General features: G+C 56.4%; 32 protein-coding genes. 16 read left to right on the top strand and 16 right to left on the bottom strand.

Annotation, left to right across the window (positions count from 1 at the left end; all coding sequences use genetic code 11):
* Positions 1-15: 15 nt before the first annotated feature.
* Entirely contained in the window at positions 16-219 is a 204-nt protein-coding gene (locus KYE_RS08730) for a hypothetical protein (RefSeq protein ID WP_008172460.1), read from the bottom strand.
* A 72-nt stretch (positions 220-291) separates the two neighbouring features.
* On the opposite strand from KYE_RS08730, the gene KYE_RS08725 reads away from it, so the two are divergent.
* Together KYE_RS08725 and KYE_RS21620 are read left to right on the top strand one after the other, a co-directional pair.
* Complete coding sequence (locus KYE_RS08725; protein ID WP_008172458.1) at positions 292-621, top strand: rhodanese-like domain-containing protein; 330 nt, start codon at positions 292-294, stop codon at positions 619-621.
* Between the two features lie 80 nt (positions 622-701).
* Positions 702-860, top strand: a complete 159-nt coding sequence (locus KYE_RS21620) for a hypothetical protein (RefSeq protein ID WP_008172456.1) — start codon at positions 702-704, stop codon at positions 858-860.
* Positions 861-868: 8 nt separating this feature from the next.
* Here the strand turns inward: KYE_RS21620 and KYE_RS08720 are convergent, their stop codons facing one another.
* The gene (locus KYE_RS08720; protein WP_008172455.1) at positions 869-1,042 is read right to left on the bottom strand and encodes a hypothetical protein; all 174 of its coding nucleotides are present in this window, start codon (positions 1,040-1,042) and stop codon (positions 869-871) included.
* A gap of 176 nt (positions 1,043-1,218) precedes the next feature.
* On the opposite strand from KYE_RS08720, the gene KYE_RS08715 reads away from it, so the two are divergent.
* Positions 1,219-2,358 carry a mechanosensitive ion channel family protein gene (locus tag KYE_RS08715; RefSeq protein ID WP_008172454.1) on the top strand — a complete coding sequence of 380 codons (1,140 nt, stop codon included), beginning with the start codon at positions 1,219-1,221 and terminating at the stop codon, positions 2,356-2,358.
* 285 nt (positions 2,359-2,643) lie between these two features.
* A complete protein-coding gene (locus KYE_RS08710) occupies positions 2,644-3,891 on the top strand; it encodes a carboxylate--amine ligase (RefSeq protein ID WP_405421057.1) in 1,248 nt (415 codons plus the stop codon).
* A gap of 60 nt (positions 3,892-3,951) precedes the next feature.
* Here KYE_RS08710 and KYE_RS08705 read toward each other — a convergent pair whose 3' ends face one another.
* From KYE_RS08705 to KYE_RS08685, 5 genes are all read right to left on the bottom strand, one after another.
* Positions 3,952-4,683 (bottom strand): SDR family oxidoreductase, encoded by a 732-nt coding sequence (locus KYE_RS08705; RefSeq protein WP_008172450.1) that lies wholly within the window; start codon positions 4,681-4,683, stop codon positions 3,952-3,954.
* A gap of 22 nt (positions 4,684-4,705) precedes the next feature.
* Positions 4,706-6,319 (bottom strand): GMC family oxidoreductase, encoded by a 1,614-nt coding sequence (locus tag KYE_RS08700; RefSeq protein ID WP_008172449.1) that lies wholly within the window; start codon positions 6,317-6,319, stop codon positions 4,706-4,708.
* Between the two features lie 253 nt (positions 6,320-6,572).
* On the bottom strand, positions 6,573-6,950 hold the full coding sequence (locus KYE_RS08695; RefSeq protein ID WP_008172447.1) for a cupin domain-containing protein: 378 nt from the start codon (positions 6,948-6,950) through the stop codon (positions 6,573-6,575).
* A gap of 66 nt (positions 6,951-7,016) precedes the next feature.
* Positions 7,017-7,685: a glutathione S-transferase family protein gene (locus KYE_RS08690; protein WP_008172445.1), complete on the bottom strand. Its 669-nt coding sequence runs from the start codon at positions 7,683-7,685 to the stop codon at positions 7,017-7,019.
* Between the two features lie 90 nt (positions 7,686-7,775).
* Positions 7,776-8,669, bottom strand: a complete 894-nt coding sequence (locus tag KYE_RS08685) for a patatin-like phospholipase family protein (RefSeq protein ID WP_008172443.1) — start codon at positions 8,667-8,669, stop codon at positions 7,776-7,778.
* 154 nt (positions 8,670-8,823) lie between these two features.
* Here KYE_RS08685 and KYE_RS08680 point away from each other — a divergent pair, with 154 nt between their 5' ends.
* Positions 8,824-10,419, top strand: a complete 1,596-nt coding sequence (locus tag KYE_RS08680; protein ID WP_008172442.1) for a BCCT family transporter — start codon at positions 8,824-8,826, stop codon at positions 10,417-10,419.
* A gap of 71 nt (positions 10,420-10,490) precedes the next feature.
* On the opposite strand, the gene ltaE is transcribed toward KYE_RS08680, so the two are convergent.
* The gene (ltaE, locus tag KYE_RS08675; protein ID WP_008172440.1) at positions 10,491-11,501 is read right to left on the bottom strand and encodes a low-specificity L-threonine aldolase; all 1,011 of its coding nucleotides are present in this window, start codon (positions 11,499-11,501) and stop codon (positions 10,491-10,493) included.
* Positions 11,502-11,636: 135 nt separating this feature from the next.
* Here ltaE and KYE_RS08670 point away from each other — a divergent pair, with 135 nt between their 5' ends.
* Positions 11,637-12,092 carry a GatB/YqeY domain-containing protein gene (locus KYE_RS08670; protein ID WP_008172437.1) on the top strand — a complete coding sequence of 152 codons (456 nt, stop codon included), beginning with the start codon at positions 11,637-11,639 and terminating at the stop codon, positions 12,090-12,092.
* A gap of 115 nt (positions 12,093-12,207) precedes the next feature.
* Positions 12,208-12,636 (top strand): organic hydroperoxide resistance protein, encoded by a 429-nt coding sequence (locus tag KYE_RS08665; protein ID WP_008172436.1) that lies wholly within the window; start codon positions 12,208-12,210, stop codon positions 12,634-12,636.
* Between the two features lie 33 nt (positions 12,637-12,669).
* Here the strand turns inward: KYE_RS08665 and KYE_RS08660 are convergent, their stop codons facing one another.
* Positions 12,670-13,488: a hypothetical protein gene (locus tag KYE_RS08660; protein WP_008172432.1), complete on the bottom strand. Its 819-nt coding sequence runs from the start codon at positions 13,486-13,488 to the stop codon at positions 12,670-12,672.
* 144 nt (positions 13,489-13,632) lie between these two features.
* Between KYE_RS08660 and KYE_RS08655 the strand changes: the two genes are divergently transcribed.
* The 4 genes from KYE_RS08655 (at position 13,633) to KYE_RS08640 (ending at position 16,770) form a co-directional block, all read left to right on the top strand.
* Positions 13,633-14,328, top strand: coding sequence for a hypothetical protein (locus KYE_RS08655; protein ID WP_008172431.1), 696 nt, complete (start codon positions 13,633-13,635; stop codon positions 14,326-14,328).
* Between the two features lie 46 nt (positions 14,329-14,374).
* Complete coding sequence (locus KYE_RS08650; protein ID WP_008172429.1) at positions 14,375-15,094, top strand: DnaJ domain-containing protein; 720 nt, start codon at positions 14,375-14,377, stop codon at positions 15,092-15,094.
* Positions 15,095-15,201: 107 nt separating this feature from the next.
* Positions 15,202-15,996 carry a transporter substrate-binding domain-containing protein gene (locus KYE_RS08645; protein WP_227497795.1) on the top strand — a complete coding sequence of 265 codons (795 nt, stop codon included), beginning with the start codon at positions 15,202-15,204 and terminating at the stop codon, positions 15,994-15,996.
* Between the two features lie 84 nt (positions 15,997-16,080).
* Positions 16,081-16,770, top strand: coding sequence for a hypothetical protein (locus KYE_RS08640; RefSeq protein ID WP_008172425.1), 690 nt, complete (start codon positions 16,081-16,083; stop codon positions 16,768-16,770).
* 53 nt (positions 16,771-16,823) lie between these two features.
* On the opposite strand, the gene KYE_RS08635 is transcribed toward KYE_RS08640, so the two are convergent.
* From KYE_RS08635 to KYE_RS08620, 4 genes are all read right to left on the bottom strand, one after another.
* On the bottom strand, positions 16,824-18,722 hold the full coding sequence (locus KYE_RS08635; protein ID WP_008172423.1) for a PHA/PHB synthase family protein: 1,899 nt from the start codon (positions 18,720-18,722) through the stop codon (positions 16,824-16,826).
* Between the two features lie 25 nt (positions 18,723-18,747).
* On the bottom strand, positions 18,748-19,491 hold the full coding sequence (gene fabG / locus KYE_RS08630) for a 3-oxoacyl-[acyl-carrier-protein] reductase (RefSeq protein ID WP_008172421.1): 744 nt from the start codon (positions 19,489-19,491) through the stop codon (positions 18,748-18,750).
* Between the two features lie 108 nt (positions 19,492-19,599).
* Positions 19,600-20,817 carry a polyhydroxyalkanoate depolymerase gene (locus KYE_RS08625; protein WP_039881948.1) on the bottom strand — a complete coding sequence of 406 codons (1,218 nt, stop codon included), beginning with the start codon at positions 20,815-20,817 and terminating at the stop codon, positions 19,600-19,602.
* Positions 20,814-21,143, bottom strand: a complete 330-nt coding sequence (locus tag KYE_RS08620; RefSeq protein ID WP_008172419.1) for a 2OG-Fe(II) oxygenase — start codon at positions 21,141-21,143, stop codon at positions 20,814-20,816. The genes KYE_RS08625 and KYE_RS08620 overlap by 4 nt, the downstream gene beginning before the upstream one ends.
* Before the next feature lie 110 nt (positions 21,144-21,253).
* Between KYE_RS08620 and mtgA the strand changes: the two genes are divergently transcribed.
* Complete coding sequence (mtgA, locus tag KYE_RS08615) at positions 21,254-21,946, top strand: monofunctional biosynthetic peptidoglycan transglycosylase (protein ID WP_008172418.1); 693 nt, start codon at positions 21,254-21,256, stop codon at positions 21,944-21,946.
* A gap of 96 nt (positions 21,947-22,042) precedes the next feature.
* Positions 22,043-22,522 carry an NADAR family protein gene (locus KYE_RS08610; protein WP_008172417.1) on the top strand — a complete coding sequence of 160 codons (480 nt, stop codon included), beginning with the start codon at positions 22,043-22,045 and terminating at the stop codon, positions 22,520-22,522.
* A gap of 40 nt (positions 22,523-22,562) precedes the next feature.
* Here KYE_RS08610 and tenA read toward each other — a convergent pair whose 3' ends face one another.
* The 3 genes from tenA to KYE_RS08595 form a co-directional block, all read right to left on the bottom strand.
* On the bottom strand, positions 22,563-23,231 hold the full coding sequence (gene tenA / locus KYE_RS08605) for a thiaminase II (protein ID WP_008172416.1): 669 nt from the start codon (positions 23,229-23,231) through the stop codon (positions 22,563-22,565).
* Positions 23,232-23,255: 24 nt separating this feature from the next.
* The gene (locus KYE_RS08600) at positions 23,256-23,468 is read right to left on the bottom strand and encodes a hypothetical protein (RefSeq protein WP_008172415.1); all 213 of its coding nucleotides are present in this window, start codon (positions 23,466-23,468) and stop codon (positions 23,256-23,258) included.
* Between the two features lie 110 nt (positions 23,469-23,578).
* On the bottom strand, positions 23,579-24,481 hold the full coding sequence (locus KYE_RS08595; protein ID WP_008172414.1) for a DMT family transporter: 903 nt from the start codon (positions 24,479-24,481) through the stop codon (positions 23,579-23,581).
* Positions 24,482-24,593: 112 nt separating this feature from the next.
* Here KYE_RS08595 and KYE_RS08590 point away from each other — a divergent pair, with 112 nt between their 5' ends.
* From KYE_RS08590 to KYE_RS08580, 3 genes are read left to right on the top strand one after another with little or no spacing between them, the layout of a single operon-like run.
* Positions 24,594-25,457: a LysR substrate-binding domain-containing protein gene (locus tag KYE_RS08590; RefSeq protein ID WP_008172413.1), complete on the top strand. Its 864-nt coding sequence runs from the start codon at positions 24,594-24,596 to the stop codon at positions 25,455-25,457.
* A 57-nt stretch (positions 25,458-25,514) separates the two neighbouring features.
* The gene (locus KYE_RS08585) at positions 25,515-26,162 is read left to right on the top strand and encodes a DsbA family oxidoreductase (RefSeq protein WP_008172412.1); all 648 of its coding nucleotides are present in this window, start codon (positions 25,515-25,517) and stop codon (positions 26,160-26,162) included.
* A gap of 20 nt (positions 26,163-26,182) precedes the next feature.
* Complete coding sequence (locus KYE_RS08580) at positions 26,183-26,638, top strand: DUF4112 domain-containing protein (protein WP_008172410.1); 456 nt, start codon at positions 26,183-26,185, stop codon at positions 26,636-26,638.
* The last annotated feature ends 80 nt before the right edge of the window (positions 26,639-26,718 follow it).

Below are 26,718 nucleotides of genomic sequence, written 5' to 3'. Positions count from 1 at the left end.
CTGAGCCCACACTATTCATAACTCGACAAACCGTGGCACAACCATGAGCCCTACACCCACTGCCAGCATCTCCCAGGCGCTGCTGGCCAGGTAGGGATACAGGATCATGGCAATGCCGCAGTAGCGGGTGACGATGTTTTTCCTGCGCCGGCCATACATGAAATAGGCGAAACCGATGCAGCCGAACAGCAGCGACAGGAAGATGTCAGCGGTTTCCATGCGGTGAACTCCTCCGGTAAGTTTACCCGTATAGACTAATTGTAGAGCCTCAAAATAGGGAGCAAGTTGGTTATGAGAGTGTCTTTTTCAGTGAAAGCGGTGCTAATCCTGCTATCACTTGCGCTGGCACCGATAGTAGCGCACGCGAAGCCCGTGTGGATCGATGTCCGCACAGAGGCGGAACACCGGCAAAGCCACATAGATGGAGACCCGCTGATTCCGCATGACCAGATCGTTGCGGAGGTTACCGAGAGGTTCCCGGATAAAGACACCGAGATTAATCTTTATTGCCGCAGTGGCAACAGGGCAGGTAAAGCAAAATCGGCTCTGGAGCGTGCCGGTTATACAAATGTTGAGAACAAGGGGAGCCTGGCTGAGGCGCGTGAAGCGCGCAGTCTATAGGGAGCGAACAATTTTTAGCCACTTCAGGTATAATGGAAGGCTTACGATATTAATTAAGCCATCCCGACCTGGATATCACTATGAGCAAGAAACCCGAGAAAGTAACCCTGACTTCTGCTGCCATTGAAGAACAGACAGCCGCGTTTTTGAAAGCGGGCGGATCTGTGGAATACGTCGGCAAGGGCAAAAGCGGACAAGTATCCCCCACGGGTTCAAAGCAGATCAGCCTGAAAAAGTAACGCCCATCTCAGTGACGAGGATTGCTCTGATCGGGGGAGGACTCGTCATCTGAGGCGTTGTCATTCGATGTGAGGTAGTAGTCTTTCTCATCGAATGTTTTCACATCAGGATCTTCAATATAGTTTTTGCGTTTGCCCCGATACAGCCAGACGGCGATGATCGCGACAATTACTGCGAGCACAATTCATTTCATCGTTATCTCCTCCACAAGGTCGTCGTTCTTATATTGAGCACCTTGCAGAGTGACCAGTCAATGTAACTTGCACATACGCTTCAAAGAGGCTCGGATCGGCATTTGAGCAAAATGCCATTCGCGCCTTTACTTGATGTACGGACAGCAAAGGTGTCGTGCAGATCATGATGGAATCATTCGGTGCAGATTTGATTGAGCAGCTCCGTCGAAATCTTGGCGATGCCTTTCAGGCAGTGTCAGGCGAGAATCTCGACTGGGGGGCGTTGCTGGTACAGGTACTTGGCCAGCTGCTGGTCTCTGTAATCTACCTTGGCGTCTTCCTGGGCGTTTATCTGATTCTGATCGCTGCCATCAGGCTGGGTCTTGGTGAGCGGCGAACCAAAACCCCTCTTTACATCCAGATGCGCAGCGGCCTGCGCTATCTGGCCGGGTTGGGTGCGCTGATAGTTATTCTTGCGCAATTCGGGGTTTCTCCTGAGGTTCTCAAGGCGATGGCGAGGGCAGGTTTCATGGTCCTCGGTTTCTACGTGGTCTGGGTAGTTTTCCGGCGTCTGATCAAGGAAGGCACTTCACGCTATCGAATGGATCCTTCCATCCGGCAACTGGTCGAGAATCTGTTTGCGGTTATCGCCGCAACCCTTGCGGTGGTGACGGTGCTTGCCCAGTTCGGTTTCGATGTGGTGTCGATTATCGCCGGTCTGGGCATCGTCGGTATTGCCGTTGGTTTTGCAGCGCAATCCACTCTCTCCAATTTCATTGCGGGAATCACCCTGCTCATTGAAAGGCCTTTTCGAATCGGTGATTGGGTCACCATCAACGGACAGGAAGGCAAAGTGGTGAAGATTGCCTTGCGAACCACCTGGCTGCGAACCCGGGATAATATCTTCACGATGATTCCAAACGACAGTGTTGCCTCCACGGATATCATCAATTACAGCGCAGAGGGCGTGACACGCCTGAATATTCCCGTGGGGATTGCTTACAAGGAATCTGCGAAGGCGGCGAGGGAAGTGCTGATGCCGGTTTTGCTGGCACATCCCGAAGTTTTGCAGGGCGCTGGCATGGAGCCCCGTGTTTTGCTCAAAAGCCTCGGTGATTCGTCAGTGAACCTCGAAGTCAAAGTGTGGATAACGCCGGATAACCTGGATGTTCGGCCCAGAATCATGGCCGATATTCTCGAGCAGATGAAAGAAGCCCTGGATGCCGCCGGTATAGAGATTCCCTTCCCGCATCTGCAGCTGTTCATTGACGATGCAAAAGGATTGAAGCCGGTTCTCGAACCCTTCTACAGGCTGCGGGGATAAAACGGAAAATCTCTGCAGGCAGGCCTTTGGATGCTTGCATCTTTTGACTCGAGATCCTTTCGCAATCGTCTTGATAGTGGAGGGACAGGCTCGCTTCCTGGCCTGTAAGGGTCTAGATTGTTGTGTATGGAAACTAATTTCCGCGTTTGGCTGGGACACTCTGGTCTGACGCATCGGGTTGTTGCCAATGCCCTTTGCGTTATTTCGAATATAAAAGGTTAACTTATGGCGATCATACCGGAATCCAAAATGTCGCAGGAAGTGCTGGCCTGGCGCGATCCCTCCATGGACTCGGTTCTCGGAACGGAAACACCCAAGGACCCAAACAAGGGCTATATTGCCCTTCTTGGCTGGAGTATTAATGCGATCAAGGCGGCTCAGAAGTTCGATCGCCGCTATATCGTGGTTGCCCCGGATTGGGCTGCCGATTTTTGCACGGCCAACAATATTCCCTTCATTCCCTGGGATTTTGTTCGCCTGAACGATCGGTCCATGGAAATCGCTGAAAAGCTGAAAGCCGAAGGCGTGGATGTCGCAATCCCATTGTTCGAGGAAACGGTGGAATGGTCAGGCGCGATCAACTCTGTTCTGTTGAATAATCCGCGTATGTACGGCCAATCCATTTTGTTCCGGGACAAGGCGCTGATGAAACGTCGGGCCCAGCTTGGTGGTATTCGCGTCGGGATTTTCGAAGAAGCCCACGAAAAGGATGACATCATTCGCTTCATGAAGCGGGTTAACCAGACGCTGCTCAAACTGGATGGTGACCCGGACGATCCGATTCACGTGAAGGCCTTCGATAAAGCCGGCTGCCTGGGTCACCGCATGATCCGCACTCTGGAAGAAATCGATACGATTCCGGACGAGGAATACCCCCTGCTCATGGAAAGTCACCTGAGTGGCTGGGAATTCGCCGTTGAGGCCTGGATCCACGATGGCAAAATCAAATTCCTGAATATTTCAGAGTACGTCACCCTGGGTTACTCGGTATTTGTTCCTGCCACGAAGGAACTTGAAAGCTGGCGCGAAGCAATCACCAAGCAGATCGAGTTGCTGGTCAAAACATTTGATATCCAGTTCGGTCTGATTCATCCGGAGTACTTCGTAACCAGCGACGGCACCATGTACTTTGGCGAAGTTGCGTATCGCCCACCCGGGTTCAAGGCCTTCGAATTGATTGAACGCGCGTATGGATTCAATGCCTACCAGGCTTCCATGCTGGTGTTTGATCCCAAGAGCACCAAGGAAGAGGTCGATGCCTTCTTCCCCCGCGAAGTGGTCGATGCCAAAGGTTATGCCGGCTGCTTCGGTGTTTATCCGAGACGCCGCGTGGTGAGCAAGCTGGAAATGCCCAAAGAGTGCATTGAGCATCCTTACTTCGAGTCGCACGAGTTGGTGGCCCCTGCCGAGGAAACAGTTCCGGACCGATCCGCTTTTGGTACTCACTGGGGGCTTGTGTTCTTTTTCGGTGACGACCCGATCAAGATGCGGGATCTTCTGAAATCCCAGGAGGAGCTGGACTTCTACGTCTAGGAACGACAGGAGCCGGCTGATACCCGGCTCCTGATAGTCCGACACAGCTTCTCCGGGGCGTTACCAGTTCTCTGAGAAAGGCCGCGCATCGAGCTCGAAAGTCCAGGCTGAGCGTGGCTGGTTGTGTAGCTGCCAATAGATTTCCGCGAGTTCGTCGGGCTCGATAATGCCGTCCTCGCCCTTGCTCGCATAGAGGTCCGGCAAAAATTCTGCCGTGGCTTGATTGCGGATGAGGCCATCCACCACCACGTGAGCGACGTGTATCCCTTGCGGGCCCAATTCCCTTGCCATGCTTTGCGCCAGGGCGCGCAGCGCATGCTTGCCGCCGGCAAAGGCCGCAAAGCCGCGTCCGCCGCGGAGGCTCGCGGAGGCGCCAGTAAAGAGGAGAGTGCCTTCATTGCGTTGCAGCATTTTCTTTGCGACCTCGCGCCCGACCAGAAACCCGGCCAGTGCGCACATCTCCCAGACTTTCCGGTAGACCCGGGTGCTGGTCTCGCAGATATCGAATCGAACGTTTCCGCCCACGTTGAAGACGGCTACCCGTATTGGGCCATGCTCTGACTCAACGCGTTCAACCAGCTCAATGACCTGGTCTTCGTCCCTTGCATCGGAATGGATGGCTGTCGCGCTCGAGCCGAGAGCCTGAATTTCCGAGCTGAGAAGATCAAGATCCCCGCGCCGGCGGGTGACCACAAGGTGGAAGCCTTCCTTTGCAAAGCGCCGGGCGATGGCAGAGCCGAGGTGGTCTCCGGCCCCGATGATTAGAGCAACTGGTTTGTCTTTTGTTGTCATTTTGCCACCTTTAGTGAGGCCTTTATCCGCTGGTTCGAATCGTATCGGCGATCTTTTCAGCAATCATGATCGTCGGGGCGTTGGTGTTACCACCAATCAAAGTCGGCATGACCGAAGCGTCGACCACCCGCAAACCCTCAAGTCCGTGAACCTTGAGGCTGGAGTCAACCACGGCCAGATCATCTATGCCCATCTTGCAGGTGCCCACCGGGTGATAGATCGTATCCGCACGGGCGCGAATGTGGCGTTCCCATTCCTCATCGCTCATGCCGTCGTGAACGCCGAACATTTCGGATTGTCGGTACGGCGAGAGTGCAGGCCCTTCGAGAATCTCCCGGGTGATTTTTGCGCCTTTGATAGTCAGATTCAGGTCGTCCGGGTCGGACAAATAGTTGGGGTCGATGCCGGGATCGGCCATTGGGTCGGCGCTGAGCAGAAAAACACGCCCTCGGGATTTCGGCCGCAGGTTGCAGACGTGGCAACTGAAGCCGTGTCCCCAATGCAGTTTACGGGCGTGATCCTCCACGATGGAGACGACGAAGTGCAGCTGCAGGTCTGGCTTGTCCTGCTCCGGGTCAGACTTCAGGAATGCCGCCCCCTCTGCAAAGGGCGAGGCAATCATACCCGTCCCATCCGTTCGCCATTGGAGGGAATGGCGAAGCATGTTTTTCATGCCCGTTAAACTGAAGCCAAAGTTATCGGTATCCCCGGACTTGTAGGCCAGAATGAAATCCAGATGATCCTGCAGATTTCGGCCGACACCCGGCAGTTCGTGAATCATGGGAATACCGTGCGGGAGGATGTCTTCAGGGTTTCCCACTCCGGATAGCTGTAGTAACTGCGGTGAACCGAAGGCACCGGCGGATAGGATGACTTCGCGGTTTGCTGAGGCCGTGAGCGATCGGCCCTTGAGTCGATACTCAACGCCGGAAGCACGTTTTCCGTTAAAAAGAATTCGGGTCGCACGGGCACCGGTCACAACCTTTAGGTTGTTGCGCTGTTCCATGATCGGATACAAATACGCCGCAGCGGTGGAGCAGCGTTCACCATTGCGTTCGGTGTCATGAAACTGGGTAACTTCATAGAGGCCAACGCCCTCGTTGTCGCCGGTATTGAAATCGTCGCTTGCGGGATAGCCGTGCTCTTTAGCCGCATCGATAAAGGCTTCGGAAATGGGCCTTGGTGATCGCTGTTTGCAAACATGCAGTGGGCCATCGGCCCCGTGGTATTCGCTGGCTCCACCTTCATGGCATTCCGCTTTGCGGAAGTAGGGCAAAACATCGTCCCATCCCCATCCGTCGCAACCCAGCTCGGCCCATCCATCATAATCCGCGCTGTGTCCACGCACATAAAGCATTGCGTTGATCAGGCTGGAACCACCCAGCCCACGGCCTCTGGGCTGGAATCCTCGACGCCCGGCCAGCTCGGGCTGCTGCTCTGTATTGAGCGCCCAGTTATTGATCTTGCCATGGCCGGGCATGATTGCGACCACACCAGCTGGCGCGCGGGTCAGCAAGTGATCGCCCTTGCCGCCTGCCTCCAGGAGACAGACGCTGACATCGGGGTCCTCACTCAATCGCGCCGCCATCACGGCGCCAGCCGATCCGCCACCTACAATGATGTAATCAAAAATCATACGGTCCCCGGTTCCTGTTTTTGTTTTGGGTGTACGCTTTCCTGAGCCAGAAAAGGCAGCAGTCAACGAGATGCAGGATCAAGGTTAGACCATGGCCTGGCCGAGCGCCTCTTGGCAGATGGACAGACTGCTAAGAGCGTAGGATGCCGAACTGATCGTGATTCCCGGTGCCGGGCATGCTGCAAATCTTTCGCACCCGGATCCGGTTAATCAGGCATTGGATAATTTCTTGAAGCGACTGTAGGCCGCGGATTCATTCCGCGGCATCCGCTTCCTGCTTGGTTTCATGCTCGGTTCCCGGGGCGTGCTCTGGTGGACAGTAGGTTGTGTAAAGCTTGAGCATGCCGTTTCCGGTGTTACGGAAGTTGTGAAAGGTACCCGAGGGCACGATGCTGACGTCGCCCGCCTTTACAGGTACCTTCGTTTCGCCGATCGTCGCTTCCCCCTCGCCCGAGACGAAATAAAGCAGTTGATCATGTCCCTCGTGAACTTCGCCGCCAATCTCGCCGCCTTCGGGAATGGCCATCAGAACGAGTTGCGTATGATCTCCGGTCCATAATACCTGCCGGAACTCTTCGTTGCTTTTCGCCATTTCCACAACGGGTAGCGTGGTTCTGCGAACTTCTTTCATTCCAGTATCTCCATCCGTGAATTCAGTATTTGATACTCCTTTTAGCCTCAATCAGATCGCCGGTCTTCAGGCGAAGTCGTAATCACCGCCTTTCTCGAGCGCCCTCTGATAAGCCGGTCGGGCATGAACGCGTTTGACCCATCCGCTGATGTGAGGCCGGTTCCTGCCGACGATGCCCCTGGCTACGGAAGCCTCGAGCGGGAAGCTCATCTGGATGTCCGCCGCGCTCAGTTTGTCCCCCAGGAACCAGGTGTTCTTCGCCAGATGGCTTTCCACGAAATCCAGGTGGGTCTTGATCATCGGGCCGATAAACATCTCGTTGGTTTTGTCCGAAATGCCTTTGGCGACAGGTTTAACAAAGAACGGCATCGGGCTGGTTTTTACCTTTTCGAAGACAAGGCGCAACACCAGAGGCGGCATCAATGAGCCTTCGGCGTAGTGCAACCAATAGGTGTAGTCGAGCCAGGCTTGCCCCCCGCTCTCCGGGAGCATGGTGTCTTTGCCGTAGGTGTGCGCCAGGTATTCAATGATGGCACCGGATTCGGCCACCACCAGATCGCCGTCTGTGATCACCGGGGATTTTCCAAGCGGGTGCACCTTTTTCAGACTTTCGGGGGCCAGCATGGTCTTGGGATCTCGCTGGTAATGCTTGATCTCGTAGGGAACACCCAGTTCTTCCAGCATCCAGAGAACGCGCTGTGAGCGGGAGTTGTTGAGGTGGTGAACTGTAATCATGCGCTAGCTCCGTTCGCATTGAAAAATGGTCGGGTGTGAAGAGTAGTCTGCAAAGAGCGTTTTGGTTCACCGCTGTCGGTGATTAAGTGGCTAATTACGATTGCGCACCGCAAAGCCGTGGCGCCTGAGCTCCTTCAGAATCTCGGGCACTTTGAAGGGCATCAACGTTCGGGTTGTTTTCAGAAGGCTGATGGCAACATGCATCCGTTTGTACCAGAGTACCTGGCGGATCTTCTTCTTCATCGGGTGATAGCCTTCCCGATAAAGCTCGTCAACGCGGTCGGCGTTATTGGTAAGGCTGTAGTCGCTCAGGTCCAGAGGGACCGATATGTCGGCATGCTTCAGTTGCTTGCGGGTGTTGAAATCGATGCCAATGTTGATGGCGTTGGAAATGACATCGAAGGTGTTGTCCGGCTTCGGATAACGGCTGACATGGCTGAGATCAACGGCCACCGTAATACCAGCACCCATTTTGGCCAATGGCGAAATGGGGACGTTTTCCACCAGCCCCCCGTCCACCAGAATCCGCCCATCGATTTCAACAGGTACAAACAGGCCGGGAACCGCCATTGAGGCGCACACGACATCCGCCAGATTGCCTTCCCGGAAGATCAGCTGTTCACCGGTTTCGATATCCGTGGCACAGATGGCCAGCGGAATCTCGGCGTCCTCGATCCGGACATCGCCCAGATCGCGGTGAATCATCTCCCGAATGGCGTTGGTGCTGAACAGCCCGCCGCGCTCAAAGGTAAAGTTGATGATTTTGGAGAGGTTCAGTGTTGAGCAAATGCTGAGGATGGATTCCGCCGGGCGGCCGAAAGCGTAATAGCTCGCGATAAGCGCGCCGGCGCTCGTACCCGAAATGCAATGAATCTTGATTTGCTCTTCTTCAAACGCTTTCAGCACACCAATGTGCGCAATGCCTTTGGCAGCGCCGCCTCCCAGAGCCAGACCGATGCGGGTGTTAAAGGGGTTGAGTTTCATCAGCGGGAACCTTCAGGCGTTGCGAGGATTCGTACCGCACAAGTCTAACAGAGTTGGAAATTTTAATTCTTAGAGTTCAAAATATTGGGGTGGCACTTAGAGAGGTAAACTTTCCAACCGACTGCCGGGTTATGCAGTCATAGGAGTCCTCACATTGGGTGACGTCATTTCAGACGATTATCAGACCGACTACGTAGCCGGTCAGGATAATATCGAGAAGTTCGGCTTCGATATCCACAACATCGTATTTCCGTTAACCGCAATCCTGATTGTTGCCTTCGTTGTCGGAACACTTATTTTCCCCGCAGGTGCAAAGGAGTTGCTCGATAGCGCCAAGAATGGTGCGATCGCTGTGTTCGATTGGGGCTTTCTTCTCAGCGCAAACCTGTTTGTTGTTTTCTGTCTGGCCCTTATTTTCATGCCGGTGGGCAAGATTCGGATTGGCGGGCTTGATGCCAAGCCAGAGTTCTCTCTGCTGTCCTGGTTTGCCATGTTGTTCGCAGCTGGTATGGGTACCGGGCTTATGTTCTGGTCGGTTGCCGAGCCGGTGGCCTATTACACCGACTGGTATGGAACGCCCCTGGGTGTTGAGCCAAACACTGCTGAGGGTGCCCGGCTTGCGATGGGCGCAACGATGTACCACTGGGGTCTGCATCCATGGGCAATCTACGCGATTGTCGGGCTCTCGCTGTCGTTTTTTGCCTTTAATAAAGGCCTGCCGCTAACCATTCGCTCTGCCTTTTTTCCAATTCTGGGAGACAAGGTGTGGGGGTGGCCCGGTAATGTCATCGACACCGTGTCGGTACTGGCGACCATCTTTGGTCTTGCAACCTCGCTCGGGTTTGGCGCCCAGCAAGCGGCATCCGGTATTTCCTACCTGTTTGATATTGAGGGCGGCCTGAATATTCAGGTCGGCGTGATCGCCGGCGTTACGGCTGTTGCTACCCTCTCCGTGATTCGGGGGATCCATGGTGGTGTCCGGATTCTCAGTAACGCGAACATGATCATGGCCGGGCTGCTGCTTCTGTTTGTAATATTTGCCGGCCCCACACTTGCCGTGTTCCAGTGGCTCTGGGATACGTCGGTCTCCTACGCGTCCAATATGTTCTCGCTCAGTAATCCCTTTGGCCGCGAGGAAGACACCACCTGGTTCCATGGTTGGACGGTCTTCTACTGGGCCTGGTGGATTTCCTGGTCACCGTTCGTAGGTATGTTTATCGCGCGGGTCTCCCATGGTCGCACGGTGCGTGAGTTCGTCACGGCGGTTCTGATCATCCCGACCATCATTACTCTGTTCTGGATGAGCGCATTCGGAGGCGGGGCGCTAAATCAGGTCCAGAACGAGATTGGCGTGTTGGGTTCAGAGGGTCTTACCGAAGTGTCGTTGGCCATGTTCCAGATGCTGGAAAATATCTCACTGTCTGGAATCACCTCGTTTATCGGGATCACTCTGGTATTGACGTTCTTCGTCACATCCTCGGATTCCGGTTCCCTGGTGATTGACAGCATCACGTCTGGCGGCAAGACCGATGCCCCGAAAGCCCAGCGCATCTTCTGGGCGGTCACCGAAGGGACCATTGCCGGGGTGCTTCTGTTCGTTGGCGGTGAGCAAGCCCTCAACGCACTGCAAGCTGGCGCCCTGAGTGTCGGGCTGCCATTTACGCTGGTGCTGTTGGTGATGACCTACAGCCTGTTCAAAGGCCTTCATCATGAACGCCGCTTGCTGATTGCCGAAGGCAAGATGGTGTAACCCCAGGCTGATATCAGGTGACGCTGGAAGGGCCCCCCATTGAGGGGCCTTTTTTGAGCGAGAGTATCCGGTCAGGACGGGTAGAATTGCCGGATGGCCGTCAGCAGCATGTCGACATCCTCACGGCTGACATCCTGGTGGGTCACAAAGCGGATCGGGTCGCCGGCCGTAATCAGGATGCCCTGTTCGGCCAGGTAGTCTTTCAGCTGTGACGCCCCGCCTGCCTTGCACCTTGCGTAAACGATGTTGGTCTGGGTACTGGCCGGGTTGACCTCAAGTTCCGGAATCTTTGCCAGGCCGTTGCTCAGGTATTCGGCGTTTTCATGGTCCTCGAGCAGTCGAAGCGGCCCCCTTTCGAGCGCGATACGTCCCGCGGCGGCCAGAATGCCGGCCTGGCGCATGCCGCCCCCCACCATTTTGCGCAGCCGGGTGGCCCGCTTGATGAATGATTCCGACCCCAGCAGCAGCGATCCAACCGGTGCGCCCAGGCCTTTGGACAGACACACGCTGACGGAATCGTAGTGCCGGGTTATTTCGGTGACATCGCAGTTTGATTTTACGGCGGCATTGAAGACACGGGCGCCGTCCAGGTGCAGAAGAAGCCCGTGTTCGTCGCAGAACGCACGGGCCTGCGCCTGGTACTCAAGGGGCAGTACTTTGCCTCCGATGGTGTTCTCAAGGGAGAGCAGACGGGTGACGGCAAAATGAAAATCGTCCGCCTTGATCGCGGCCCGGGCTTTTTCCAGATCAATGCTCCCGTCCGGCTCGTTCTCGATCGGTTGGGGCTGGACACTGCCCAGCACCGCGGCGCCTCCGCCCTCATACTTGTAATTGTGAGCGGACTGGCCACAGAGATACTCATCGCCACGGCCACAATGACTCATGATGGCAAGCAGGTTGGCCTGGGTGCCTGTGGCAGTAAAAAGGGCCGCTTCGAAGCCGAGCCTCTGGGCGGCGTAGGCCTGCAGGCTGTTAACCGTAGGGTCGTCGCCATAGACATCGTCTCCCACCTCGGCGCTGGCCATGGCTTCGCGCATCTCGGGGGTGGGGCGGGTCACAGTATCGCTGCGGAAATCAATCATTGTTCCTGGCGCCTTTTTCTTTCCTCGGATGCCTGCATTCTACAGTGCAGCAGGAATCATGGAATTCCCACCCTTTGCATTATTCCCGATTCGTCCCCATAAACCAGAACAAAGCCAAACAACAGGAGATCAGCAATGACGGCACCAACCCTTAAGGAACAACTGTACAGCGCGGTAAAAGAAGCAATGCGGAACAAGGATAAAACCCGCCTGGTTACTTTGCGCATGGCCCAGTCTGCCGTGAAGCAGATCGAGATTGATGAACGCCGCGAGCTCAATGACGAGGATGTTCTCAAGGTGCTGGACAAGATGCTCAAACAGCGCCGCGACGCGGCCAGTCAATACGACGAAGCCGGCCGCGAGGAACTGGGCGATAAAGAGCGAGCGGAAATGGTGATCATTGAAGAGTTCATGCCGGCGGCTCTCAGCGAGGATGATCTTGACGGGTTGATTCGGATGGCCATCAGTTCAACGGATGCCCAGGGCATGCAGGACATGGGTAAGGTGATGAATGAACTGAAGCCCCAGGTACTTGGCCGCGTTGAGATGGGGCATTTGAGCAAGAAAGTGCGGGCCGCGCTGGCGGGTTGATCCAGTTAACCATTTCTATCGCATAAAACGGGGCGACGCGTCGTTCAGAAAATCGTCGCGCGGAAATGCCTCGGAAGGTATTTCTGTTCAAATTCGAAGGAAAAAGGAAAGCGTTATGTCTATCGAACAAGTGCTCTATCGTGCCCATGCAGAAGCAACCGGTGGTCGTGACGGCCGTGCAATTTCGTCAGACGGCATTCTTGATGTAGAGCTGGCAACCCCGAAAGAAATGGGCGGTGCCGGCGGCAAGGGGACCAACCCGGAGCAACTTTTTGCTGCAGGCTATTCCGCATGCTTTATCGGCGCCATGAAATTTGTGGCCGGTCGCGACAAGCTCAAGATGCCGGAGGATGCTTCCATTGAAGGCGTGGTTGGCATCGGCCAGATCCCCAATGGGTTTGGCATTGAAGTGGAATTGCGCATCAGCCTTCCGGGTATGGACGATGCGGAGGCCAAGCAGCTGATCGATGAAGCGCACAAGGTTTGCCCATATTCCAACGCGACCCGTGGCAACATCGACGTAACACTCAACCGGGTAGGCTGATACCCGGTTTGGATCCGGTCTCGGAACCTGGATCTACCAATCGAGCCTGAGGCTTGCCAGCAGGGCATCCCCAAGGCTCAGATCCTCGGTGCCCGTGTTCAGGTCCTTGTATTGGACACGGGTAGCCAGACTGGCTCCTATGCCAAGAACGATGGTTGGCCAGGATTGTCCCCCCTGGTGCAGCCGATAAGTCAGTTGGGTTCTCCACTCGCGTAAATAGAGCGCGCTTTCTACTTCCCTGTCCTTGTCCATCGTGGCCCAACGGTCCCCGTTTCGTTCCACCCGGAACGCCCAAACCTGCCCCGGGCTCTGCCACTGCATCAGAACAGGCAGGTCTACCAGCCAATGGCCGTGTGCGTTGCTTCGTTCCCAGCGTGCTCTGGGGAGCCAACGGAAAGAGCCGAACCTGTGATCGCCTCCGATACCCAGGCTCAGGGTGCTGGACCTGTTCACGGCCCGGAAGACCGCGAGACGCCCGTTAAGGACATCGCTGTGAAAATCCTGATATTTGAACATATTGGAGGTGCCGGCGATGCCGGCCCGCGCTTCCAGGCGGTAGAGCTGATGCCGCCATTCGCCACCGATGGTTAACCGATGCAGGTGCCCGTTGTGGGCCGGCTCGCCTGTACGGATGCGTAGTGGCTGGTAATCGTAATCAATACCTAAGACGCTGCCAGAGCCCCGGGCTTGCCAGCCGAGTCCTCGCTGCGAGCGGGTGACCTCGTTGGCAGATGGCACATTCTCGGGCCAATCGTAAGGCTGCCATTGGCGATAGAGCAGGTAATACGTGTTTGAGGCATGCACCGCGCCTGGCAGCGCAATGGCGGTCAAAAGAAGGGAAGCCAGGAGCAAAGGCCGGAATCTGGCCGCACTCCTGATTCGGTACCAACGCCCTGTTTTCACCATGCGTTGCCCTCGCCAAACCTGTGAATTGCGCGATCTATGCCCTACTATTTTAGCGTCAGTTTTTTCAGCCGCCGTGATTTCCAGGAGCCTATGTCCGATAAAGAGCTACGCACCCGATCCGACAAACAGGCGATCGACCAGTTTATCAATGAGGTTCGCACGTTGCCCAAGCAGGGTGGTGGGCAGCGGCGGCTGATTTTCGCGCTGGACGCGACTGCAAGCCGGGAAGCTACCTGGGACCAGGCCTGCCATCTGCAGAGCGAACTGTTTATAGCAACCCGGGATCTGGGTGGCCTGGCCATTCAGCTCTGCTACTACCGTGGCTTCGGTGAGTTCAAGGCCACGGGTTTTGTGACCGAAACCGGGCAGTTGCTGAATCTGATGAACGGCGTTTCCTGCCTCGGTGGGCGCACCCAGATCAGCCGGGTATTGGCCCATGCGGTGAAAGAGACCCGTGCAAAGCCCGTCAAAGCTGTGGTGTTTATCGGTGACTGTTGCGAGGAACCGGTGGACGAACTCTGTCACACCGCCGGGGAACTGGGAATGCTGCGCACACCGGTGTTCATGTTTCACGAGGGCAATGATGCCCATGCAAGGGCGGTATTCCAGCAGGTGAGCAAGCTTTCAGGGGGCGCATACGCACCCTTTGACCGTAACAGTCCTCAGGTGCTCAAGGATCTTATGGCGGCAGTTGCGGTCTATGCTTCCGGGGGAGCCAAGGCTCTGCAGGATTTTTCCAGCAGTAGTTCCCCGGAAGTGAAACGCCTGACCAGACAGATCCGGTAGTGTTTGTGAGAATCCATTGATGGGCCGTTGTGCCCGGGGTATTTGAGTGCCTTTAACGCTTGTTGCCATCGTTGTCGCGGTTGTGGCCTGGGTGTGGTTGCGCAATCAGCCTGCCAGTCAGCGCAATGCCGCCATTCTCAAGCTGGCCCTGCTGGCCGGTATCGGCATCGTCGTCTTGCTGGCTGTAACCGGGCGACTGCATTTTGTCTTCGCCGGTTTGGCCTTTCTCTATCCTCTGTTGCGTCGCCTGCTGCCATCTCTATTGCGTGGCGGGCTCGGTCGCGTGGCTGGCGGTGCCGGACCCAAGTCGGGCAACCAGTCCCATGTTTCCAGCGATATTCTGGAAATGACTCTGGACCACGACTCGGGAATCATGAGCGGCAAGATCATCAAGGGCCCGATGGAAGGGAGAGAACTGGCGGAGCTAAGCGAAAGCGATTTCCTCGAGCTATTGCGCTATTGCCGCGGCCAGGACGAGGATTCTGCCCGGCTACTTGAAACTTACCTGGATCGCCGGTTCGGAGACTCCTGGCGAGCAGACGATGAGGCGGCCTCTGAAAGCGATCCGTCGGGCGGCAGTGGCAATACGAGCGGCCCGCTTACCGAGAGCGAAGCGCTGGACATTCTGGGGCTCGAGCCCGGAGCCAGTCGGGAAGAGATCATCAAAGCCCATCGGAGGATGATGCAAAAACTTCACCCGGACCATGGTGGCAGCAATTACCTGGCGGCGCGCATCAATGAGGCCAAGGAGTGTCTTCTGGGCTGAGTTGCATCCTGGTTTGCAGGCATATGCTCAGAGTGATTGCCTGCACGCCCGGATAAGGATATTGTTCAAAAACTGAACTTTTTAGCCCGAGGTGAGAAGACAGCGGTTTGAAGATTTCAACGCTCGCCCATTTCTTTTTATTTCTTCTGCCAGGATTCCCTTTGGCTGCGAATTCGGAGCCACTGCCGCGGCTTAAAGTTCTCGCTGCTCAGATACCGTGTGCAGCGGAGCCAAGTCTCGAGGGGCGAGATATAGAATTGGTTTTGGCGACCTTCGATGAGTGCGGATTTGAGGCCGAATTCATCATGCAGCCCTATGAGCGCCATGCAAGGACCTACAGGGATCGTCAGGACTTCGATGCTATTGCCACAGTACCTTTGCACTGGCGTCTTCCCGGTTATTCCACATCCGCCTACATCTGGTACCAGAACGGAGCTTTCTACAATCACTCCCGTGTCGGGCCGATTGAAAGGGTCAAAGACCTGGCCGGTCTCAACGTGGTGACGTTCCGTGAAGGGGTCGATGTGCTGGGGATCAGCGATAACGTACCTGAATTTGCCTCGCTCACCGAAATCGCCGATCAGACCATTCACTCCCGGCTACTGTTTATGGGCCGGGTCGATGCGATTCTGGCCGACGGATTCGTGGTCGCGGAAGTGAATCGGAGAATCTTCAACAAGAAGCGCCGCGGTGAAAGCTGGCCCTCGCAGTCTGATGCTTTTCGTTTCGCGCCAATCTTCAACCCGGCGCCGCACAAGATGGTTTTTCGGAACCCCGCATTCGCCGCAGCCTTTGATCAATGCTTCGACGATTTGCGGCAATCGGGTGTGATTGGTCTCATCAATCAGAAATACATCGATAAGTATCAGAATGTGCTACGTTTCAGGTATCTAGGACGTTAAGTACAGGTCCGTATGGAAAGGTAAGCGAACCTGGACGACCCTGATCGCAGGAAATTCATGCGTTCAGTCCCATGGAGTGGAGCGATGGTTCGGTCACACTGTGCAGTCTTCATCAGCCTGCAGATCTTCTTTTCCAGCCTTGCGGCCGCCTCGGTTCCTGTCGCCGTTGGTGAAGGGTTGCAGGGCGTGATCGGGTACTCCGATGGCAAGCTCCATGGGTCCCTGGCGCCGCTCTACGAATGTATCTTTGATCGCGCTGACATCCAGCCCCAGTTTATTCAGGTGCCTCTGAAAAGAGGGCTGGGGTATTTGCACTCGGGAGAAGTCTCGATGGTTCTGCCCCTTGCCCAGAGTGAGCGTCGGGACAGAATCGGCGAGTTCGCCGGTGAGTTGTTTTCGGCGGACTATGTTTTTGTCTCGAATCGCCAACTTCCGCCGATATCTGAAACCTCGGGCCTTAAATATGGGCTGCCTCGGAGTTTTGTTGGTGAACAGTTCATTACCGACGAAAACCCGAGAATCGAAGAAGTCACAGAGTGGTCCCAACTGGTTGCCATGCTTCACTATGACCGCCTGGATGCGGTCGTATTGCCGGCGCTTCTGGTGGAGGATCTCTTTGGTCCTGATGTGGTCAAGGTATTCCAGCAAACAGCGGGAACCCTCCCGGTTTCGCTTTACCTGTCTCGAGCGAATCTGGACAGCGAGGATGTGGGCAAGATCAAACGCGCAGTCAGGAGTTGTCGCGCCGGTGACCTGGTTTCCGAGCTGCGTTAGGGAGCTTTCGCCGGCCCGCTATTCCAGAGTTTCCCGCTCAGTCCACGGATGCTTCACTGCGTGACTTTCTCAGGTGATGGCGTTTTCTGCTTCGCGGAACCCGATTTCCCGCGTTGCGGTTGTCGCCGCTTCCGGACCGCCGGGCTTGGTGGTGCCGGCTCGTTGCGCAAGTAAGCCCCGGGCGCCGGTTCAATCACCGGCAGATTGCCTTCTCCCGGAATGCGAGCCTTAATCTTACCGCCACCGAACTGCTCGGCCCAAGCCACCCAATCTGGCCACCAGGAACCTTCAAACTGCTCGGCACCTTTCAGCCATTCCTCTGGATTGGCCGGGTTGTCTTCGTTGAGGCGATAACCGTACTTCTTTTTCTCGGGCGGATTGATGATGCCGGCAATGTGCCCTGAACCGCCGAGGACAAAACGCAACGGGCCGCCCAGGTTACGTGCGCCTTTGTAGCAGGAGATCCAGGGTGCGATGTGGTCTTCAATCGCAGATGCAAAGTAGGCGGGGGACTTCACCTTTCGCAAATCGATCGGTGTACCCGCTAGAGTAATACCCCCGGGCTCACGCAGCCGGTTGTTCAGGTACATATTGCGGAGGTAAAAGCTGTGCATGGCCGCTGGCATGCGGGTGGCGTCCGAGTTCCAGTACAACAGGTCAAAGGGCGCCGTGTCGCGGCCGAGAAGGTAATTATTGACGAAAAAAGACCATATCAGGCTGTTGGCACGTAGCATGTTGAAGGCCGTTGCCATGGAAGCACCTTCAAGATAGCCCTGTTTGTTCATGGCCTTCTCGATTTTGGCAATAGAGTCCTCGTCGATGAAGACTTCGAGATCGCCGACTTCCGAGAAATCCATCATGCTGTTGAGAAACGTCGCACTTTTTACGCGATCATCCCCGCGAGCGGCCAGCCAGGCGAGCGTGCAACCAAGCAGAGTGCCGCCGATGCAGTAGCCGACGGTATTGATTTCCCGCTCACCCGTCGCCTGCTCGATGGCATCCATGGCGGCGACCGGACCTTCGAGCATGTAGTCCTCAAAGGTCTTGTGTGCCAGCTCTGGCCCGGGATTTACCCAGGAAACCACAAACACGGTGTGGCCCTGTTCCACCCAATAACGAATGAAGGATTTTTTCTCGCCAAGATCGAGGATGTAGTACTTGTTGATCCAGGGCGGTATCACCAGCAAAGGCCGGCGATGAACTGTCTCGGTGGTCGGCCGGTACTGGATGAGTTGCATCAGATCGTTCTGGAACACCACGTCGCCGGGTGTGTTGGCCAGATTGTCGCCCACCTCAAAGGCGTCCGGGTCGGACATGCGGAAAGGCATCGGGCCCTTTCCCTCGTCCAGATCACGCAGCAGGTTTGCCAGGCCTCGCAGGAGGTTCTTGCCCCGTGTCTTAACGGTTGTGCGCAACACTTCCGGATTGCTCAGAACGAAGTTGCTGGGGGCCAGGGCGTCGGTCATCTGGCTGGTGAAAAAACGGACTTTCCGTCTATCGTGATCATCCAGATCCCGGACATCGTCGATGGTGTCCATCAGCCAGCGAGTTGACAGTAAATACGCCTGCTTGAGGGCGTTGAAGGCGATGACGTCGTTCCAGGCCTGGTCACGGAAGCGACCATCGCCAGGCTCTGGTTCTGCTACGGTCAACGGTTTCTTGCCAATACCGCTGGCCAGAATGCCAGACCAGAACAGACTGGTGTCCTTGAGCAGCCGCATCTGTGCAAACAGAAGCGTGTCTGGCTGGGTTGCAAGCTTGCCGGTCAGGGTGAAGAAGGGTTTGGTCATGCTCCCCACGCTGGCCGGATTGGGCGGGCCACCGCGCAAACGTCGCATTATGGAGCGCTTGAGCAGGTGACCACCATGAACACCCACTCGTGCCAGAGAGCGGCTTACCACATTGGGTTCGAAGTCAGGCGTTGATTGCTTTTTTATTGGTTTATCAGCCATTTTTTCGCCTTCTGTCTTTCAAGTGTTACATGTAAACGCCGCCGTTAACGTTGATCTGCTGGCCGGTGATGTAATCGCCTTCCGCGGCCAGGAAGACCACGGCGCGGGCAATTTCCTCCGGCTTGCCAAACCGACCCATGGGAACCCTGGCAATGATCTGTTCACGGATATTCTCCGGGACCTGGGCCAGCATTTCGGTTTCGGTAAAGCCGGGCGCGATGGCGTTGACTGTGATGTTGTACTTGGCCATTTCCAGTGCCAGGGTCTTTGTAAACGCAATAATGCCCCCCTTGCTGGCCGCATAGTTGGCTTGCCCGAAGTTGCCCGCCTGCCCGACGAAAGAGGTGATGTTGATGATGCGACCGTATTTCTGATCCATCATGATCTTCAACACTTCGGAGCACGTGGCGTAGACGCTGCCCAGGTTGGTGTCGAGAACGTCGTTCCAATCGTCGTCGGTAAGCTTCTTCATGGACTTGTCTTTGGTGATGCCGGCGTTGTTCACCAGGATATCGATACGGCCCCACTGTTCCTGGACCTGGCGAACCAGGCTGCGCGCTTCCGGCATTTTTGACAGGTCTGCTTTGAAGGAGAGTGCCCGTACGCCGGTTGCCTCAATTTCCCTGGCAACTTCGTCGCCTTCAGGCTGACGTGAGCGGTAGTTGATGGCGACATCGGCGCCGCGTTGAGCAAGCTGAAGTGCGATGTGACGACCGATGCCGCGTGAGGCACCGGTTACGAGGGCGACCTTGCCCTTGAGGTCTTGCATGAAATCCTCCCTGGAGCGGTAGCCCGCTCTGGTTGTTATTCCTTATTATTAATCACCTCATTCAAGCTAGCAGAGCACCCGAGTCGCGACAAGAAAATGTGATACCCGTCACGCTTCGCGGATGAATGTCTTGAGCCGCGGCGCAATGGATTCGCGCCATTGGCTGCCATTGAAGACACCGTAATGGCCAACCCCCTCTTGCAGATGGTGCAGACGCCTGGCGTCCGGGATATTCACGCATAGTTTATGGGCGGCCCGGGTCTGCCCGGGGCTGGAAATGTCGTCTTTCTCGCCTTCAATCGTCATCAGTGCTGTTTTTTCGATAGCCGCCGGATTCACTTTTCGGCCCCGGTGCATGAAGCAGCCCCGGGCAAGGTGAAACTCCTGGAAGACACGCTGGATGGTGTCCAGGTAATAGGTGGCCGGCAGATCCATGACCGCGAGGTATTCGTCATAGAATTCACGATGACGTCTGATCTTTTCGACCTCCTTGTCACGCATGGACTTGAACAGGCCCCGGTAGGCATCAATGTGGCGGTCGAAGTTCATGTTCACGAATCCGGTCAGTTGCAGAAAGCCGGGATAAACCTTCCGCATGGCTCCCGGATAAGGCGCGGGCACAGGGTGAACCAGATTGCGCCGGAACCACGCCAGATTGTGTTTAGTGGCCAGTTCGCAGGGTGCCGTGGGATCAATACGTCCGTCGATGGGGCCGCTCATGAGAGCCAGCGAGCGCGGTGTTGCCGGGTTTTTATCTTCGGCCATGAGAGCGGTGGCTGCGAGCACCGGCACGACGGGCTGGCAAACCGCCAATACATGGGTGTCTGGCCCAAGCTGTTCAATAAAATCGATAACGTAGTCGATATAGTCGTCCAGCCCAAAGTCGCCAGCCGACAAGGGGACACGACAGGCATCACGCCAGTCGGTGATGTAGACGTCGTGGTCTGGCAGCATTTCCTTGACGGTACCCCGCAGCAGAGAGGCAAAGTGTCCGGAAAGCGGCGCAACGATCAGGAGTTTCGGGTCATCAGGCCGCGATACGCTGCGCTGGAAATGCTTGAGCTGGGCAAAGGGTTTGCGCTGGAGGATGACTTCACTGACGTCCACCTTTTCGCCATCGCACACTGTTGAGTGCAGATTGAAGGCCGGTTTCGGGTAGCGCCGGGTCAAATCGCCAAACACGCCATAGGCGGAGGCAATGCTGCGAGCGCCCGGTAAGCGGGATAAGGGGCTCAGGGGATGTCTGAGCAGTTTACTCTGTGCGTCTGTCGCGATACGCAAGGGCATCAGCGCTGCGCGGCTCATTTCATGGGCAAAATACATCATGATACTGTCCTGCTTGAGTTATGGAGTCCGGAAGTCAACGCAAAACTCAACAGCCATCGATTTCCGCGCTCGATCTTTGATACCCGATGCTGATAGAGATCCGGGCGAAACAGATACAATCTTCCAAAAAGGTTGAAAATGTTCTTGTCGCAAATGAATTCGCCACCGGCCTTGGGTTTGGCCAGAACCCAATTGAGTTTGTAGAGCCGGCCCTCGGAGACCATGTCCACGTGCGGGCCTACCTTGTGGCCTTCTGGATATCGGACCAGGTATATATTCAGGCGTCTGGAATGAAAGAGAATCCGGGTTTTTACTTTTGCAGGCATGGTAGTGGCATACGCTCTTGCAGAATCGCTATCAGCAGTTTGCGCGCTGTGCGGCCCGTTGGTCAATTATGGCCGGGAACTCGATCGTACAAAGATGAGGATTTGAACTGATGGCCAGAGCATCAGGTGGTCGCAAGCTTTTGCGATGGTTTTTGCTGCTATGCGCTGGCGCTATCGTGCTGGTCCTGTTGGTGGTTCTGATGTTCCGTTTCGTAAATCCACCCACCTCGGCCTTCATGGTGGGTTATCAGCTTCAGGGCACGAACAAATCCATCGCCCACGAATGGGTGCCCATGCGCGAGATCTCTCACTGGATGCCGCTGGCGGTAGTTGCCAGCGAGGATCAGCGATTCCCGCATCATGTGGGCGTGGATTTTGAGGCGGTTCGTCAGGCGCTCTCGGAGTATCGGGCCGGCGACGGGCTTCGAGGGGCCAGTACCATCACCCAGCAAACGGCCAAGAACCTCTTTCTATGGAGCGGGCGTAGTTTCATTCGCAAGGCCATCGAGGCGGGATTGGCGCTTATTATAGACGGCCTGTGGTCAAAACAGCGGGTACTGGAAGTTTATCTGAACATTGCCGAGTTTGGCCCAGGTATTTACGGGGTTGAAGCCGCAAGCTGGACATACTTCGGGAAGCCGGCGCGCCACCTCACTGAATATCAGGCTGCGCTGCTTGCCGCTGTACTCCCGAATCCGAAGGTTTTGAGTGTAAACGCCCCATCCTCTTATGTGCTGGAACGAGTGGCCTGGATTCGGGGCCAGATTGCACAGCTTGGTGCTGGATATCTGCGAGATCTCTAGTCTTGCAGATGAGCCGGTTTATTGGCGTGACCCCTGGCGCGTACTCGTTGATACTAGGGGTATTGCAGGACCACTTATTTCTAAAGGATCGCAAGAATGTCTCTCTTCCCCGACGACAACGGTGAGAACGACCTGTTCATGTCCCGAACAGATCCGGACAATCCGCTGGGCACCCATGCCCCTTACAGTTTCGAGCTGGAAGGCAAGGTCTGGCCAACCGTGGAACACTATTTCCAGGGCATGAAGTTCACCGACGACAACCGCCAGGAAAAGGTGCGCAACGCCGACACGCCCGGCAAGGCCGGAAAGCTAGGGCGCAAGCGCCACAAGAGCCTGCGGCGGGACTGGAAGCAGGTGCGCGAAACCGTTATGACACGGGGGATCTACGTGCGCTGCCGAACCCATCCCGAGCTGGCGGAGGCTCTGCTGGATACCGGCGACACGAAAATCGTTGAAAACAGCAATTTCGATTATTTCTGGGGCTGCGGCCGGGATCGTCGGGGCGATAACCGTTACGGAAAAGTGTTGATGAATGTGCGGGCCAGGTTGCGGGAGGAGCGGGCAGCGCAGGATTGAACTTCAACCTGCCCGCCACCTGCCGCACCAGTAGTGCAGGTCAATCGCTCTGCTTCAGGCCCATTTCCCAGAAATCGATTTCAAGCCGGGTGGCGTCGCTGAAAATCCGGGTTAGTTCCTTGAAGCGGGCAGGGGAGACATCGGCCAGTCGCTCATTGAGCCAGCTGATCTCAGCTCGCATCGCCTCCTGGAACTCGTCGCTCTCGTACATGGCGATCCAGGCATCGTAGGGGTTGTTCTCACCCCGAATCGTTTCCGCCCGGCTATTTAGCCAGTTGGCGATTTCACCGTAACCCACCATGCACGGTGACAGGGCCACGTGCAGGTCCAGCAGGTCGCCCCGGTTGCCGGTGTCCAGAACGTAGCGGGTGTAGGCCAGCGTGGCCCGGGCTTCCGGCAGGTCGGCCAGCTCTTGTTCGGAAATGCCCCATTCCTTGCAGTAGCTGACGTGCAGATCCAGTTCCACATCCACGATGGCCTGCAAACCCTCCTTGGCCTGGCGCAGGTCCGACAGGGTCCGGCTTTTATAGGCGGCCAGGGCAAAGGCACGGGCAAACTGGATCAGGAACAGGTAGTCCTGCTTGAGGTAATGCTGGAACGCTTCCGGCGCTAATGTCGCATTACCGAGTTGCTGCACAAAGCTGTGCTCGATGTAGGCTTGCCATTCGTTTTGGCAGCTCTTTTTCAGGTCTTCGAACTGATAAGGCATGCTTTCTCCTGGAGGACGATCGACTCAGTAACAGGAATTCGGTGACGAGTCCGGGTTGATTTCGCCGGCGACTTCTTCCGGATCAATGCCGTGACTGACCAGTACTTCCCGCACAAAATTCACCTGCGCGAGAATTCTGTCAGCATCGTCGCCGTATTCGAACCGATTGATTTCGACCGGTTGGGGCATGAAGGTAAAGGCGGTTTTCAGGGCGGTGAGCGTGTCTTCGTCGGCCATTGGCATACTCCTCTGCGGTTTGAGTTACACATGAGGAGTATACGCATGTCTTCCGGCAAAGGCCGATAGGCAGCCTTGGACTGGTCGTCTTGCTCGACGATGTGTCAGGTTCAGGCTCGCCGACGGCTGGCTGCCACCAGCGAACCAAGAACTACGAGCATCGCAGCCAGCGGAAGCCGCCAGTCTGGCGCGGCAATCCCGGCCAGTACCAGGAAAAGAGCGGCCAGCACAGGTACCGCATAGGCCAGGCTGCCCACCAGTGCGGTAGGGCCTTTCCTTAATGCCAGATCCCAGGCCACCATGGCCAGGCCATATGGACCCAGACCCAGGGCGACACCAGCGGCGAGCGCGGTTCCTGAAGGCAGCACATGGGCGGAGCCGGAAACGGTATCTGCGGCTGCGGCTCCGGCGCCAGCCAGAAGGAACAGGCCTGGCATGACAGGAGCGATCGCTACGGGTGTTGCCTGGCAGATCCAGGAGTAAAGAGCCCAGCAACCCCCAGCCAGAAGAGCCAGCCCGTAACCCGTCAGATTGCCCGAGAAACCATTATTCAGGGCCTCCGGGCCCAGCAGCAAAGCCGCGCCGGAAAAGGCAATCAGTGCCCCCGCAATAACCGGGAGGGCGATCCGCCGATGGAAGGCCCACTGGCTGATCAGGATGAACATGACCGGCCAGGTATAGGTGATCAATGACGCCTCTGCGGTGGGTGCCATGCCAAGCCCGGCCAGGTAGGCGCCGACCGCCCCCAGAACCAGCAAAGGCACAAGGCCGAAAATCACCAGTTTCCATTGCCAGGACACTTTCACAGATTTACGCGCTTCGCGGCTCCGGAAACTCATGGGCAGCACGGCCAGTGCGCCACTGATAAGGGCGATGGTCGTAAGCTGGAAGGGCGGGATGGAACGCGCTGCATCGACCAGCAAAGGGGCAACAGCCCAAAGAACGACGGCAACCAGAGCCGCGATGATGCTCAGGATGTTGGGCAGACGTATGGGCGCGTTGACAATCCTCATGGGCAGTCCTCCTTTAGCTGGTGTGTTGTGATCTGACAGCGGGAGGATATACTTGCTTGAGATATCACAAAAACAACGTTTAGTGATTAAAAGCATCACAGGAGTTGATGAATTGCGTCCCCGTATTCTGGATCTGAACGTGCTGCAAACACTGGTGGCCATTGCCGACACCGGAACGGTAACCGCGGCGGCTGACCGGCTTGCCTATACCCAGTCAACTGTCAGCATGCAGTTGCATCGCCTGGAAGCCCTGTTGGAAGTGTCTCTTCACGAGCGAGAGGGCCGGCGTATTCGGTTTACCGCTGAGGGCGAGCAACTGATCGGTTACGCCCGGAAGATGCTGGCCCTTAACAACGAGGCACTGGATTCGCTCAGGCAGCGGCAGGTATCGGGGCAACTGAGCCTGGGTATCCCGGAAGACTATGCGTTTTTGCTGACCTCCGTTCTCTCCCATTTCAGCCAGCTGTTCCAGTCGGTTCAGCTGCAGGTTATCTGCGGATCAAGCGTCAGGCTGCTGGAGCAGGTGCAGGCTGGTGAGCTGGACCTGGCGGTTGTGACCCGTCAGACCCGCTCTCCCGGGGGCGAAGTGATTCGCCGGGAGCCATTGGTGTGGGCGGTTGGCGCCGAGAAACAGCCGTCCCTGACAGATCCCATTCCTCTCGCGCTTTACTCACCGGGCGCTGATGTGTTCAGAGAGGTGGCAGAACAGGCGCTGTTTTCTGCGGGTCGGCAATGGCGCCTGGCTTACTCAAGCCAGTCGATGACAGGATTGATGCCCGTTGTCGTGGCCGGATTGGCGGTGGTGCCCGTAACCCGCGATATGCTCACACCCCAGCTGCGGGTTCTGGACGAACGAAGCGGTATGCCGGCCCTGCAATCCATCGAGATGGCCCTGCATCGGCCGTCGGGCCGTCCGACTGAACCGGCCCGGCAGATGGCAGAGCTGATCCGGGAACATCTGGCGGGAGATGGCTGATCTGTCTCCGTGTTAGGCTGGCAGTATCGTGTCTAAACGCAATTAACGGGATACCCCATGAAAACGATCAACATCGACATTGTTTCCGACATCGCCTGCCCATGGTGCGCGATTGGTTATGCCCGCCTGGAACAGGCTATGAAACAGTTGGCGTCGGAGTATGAATTCGGCCTGCAATGGCACGCGTTTGAGCTGAACCCGGACCACTCTGGCACGGGCGAGCCCATCCTGCCGGCCCTGGCCCGCAAGTACGGTCGAAGTGAGCAGGAAATGCGCGCGACCCAGGATCAGATGATGACGATTGCGAAAGATCTGGGCCTCAACTTTGAGAAAATGCAGGAGCGCTTCACCTGCAATACCTTCGACGCCCATCGGCTGGTGAAGTGGGCGGCTGAGCGGGGCAAGCAGACGGAGATGAAGCAGGCGCTCTTCGAGGCTTACTTTGGAAAGGCGGAAGACGTTTCAGACCAGGACGTGTTGCTGGCCTGTGTCGAGAGCCTGGGGCTGGACCGCGGGAGGGCAAAGCAGATTCTGGATTCCGATGAATTCGCCAACGTGGTACGCGAGGATGAAGCAACCTATCAACAGGCCGGTGTTTCTGCGGTGCCGGCCTTCATCGTGAACGGTAAATACCTGATCTCCGGCGCCCAGGAACCGGATACCCTGGTACAGGCATTCGAGGAAATCGGCGCAAAGCCTGAGTGAGCGCCTGAACTGGAGAGGAAATGCCGAAACCTTCCGAAGCCCGCCAGAAGGCCATTCTGGAGCGGCTGGATAAATTCAGCCGGTTCACCGACAGCAACATTGCTATCCCGTTTACCAATATAAAGATAGGTGCGGAGGCAGTGATTGGCCTGTTGCCCGTGGTGGGGGACGCCGTGGGCCTGGTACTGGGCGGGTACGTATTGGTGGAAGCGCAGAGGGCGGGCGCCAGCAAGGACGTCAAGCTTCGCATGCTGCGCAACATGGGCATTGATTTCCTCGGTGGCCTGCTGCCTGTGATAGGTGATGGCTTTGACGCGGTATACAAAGCCAACACCCGCAACACCCGCTTGCTGAGAAACTACCTGGAAAAAGAGTTGGCGATTGAGCCACCCCCGCCGCCTTTCCCCTGGATGACCGTGATCTGGTTGTCCGTGCTGTTCGCTGTCGTTACGGGCGGTCTGACATTGATTCTCTAGGCCTGCTGCCGTCCCTCTGACGCTTTTAGTCGACTGAGTGTCGTATTGGTTCCTCCCGGTAACCTCAAAGAGGGCCACAT

Source organism: Marinobacter manganoxydans MnI7-9 (assembly GCF_000235625.1).
GTDB lineage: Bacteria > Pseudomonadota > Gammaproteobacteria > Pseudomonadales > Oleiphilaceae > Marinobacter > Marinobacter manganoxydans.
The sequence above is the reverse complement of the archived record's forward strand: the minus strand, read 5'-3'. Positions and strand labels throughout refer to the sequence as shown.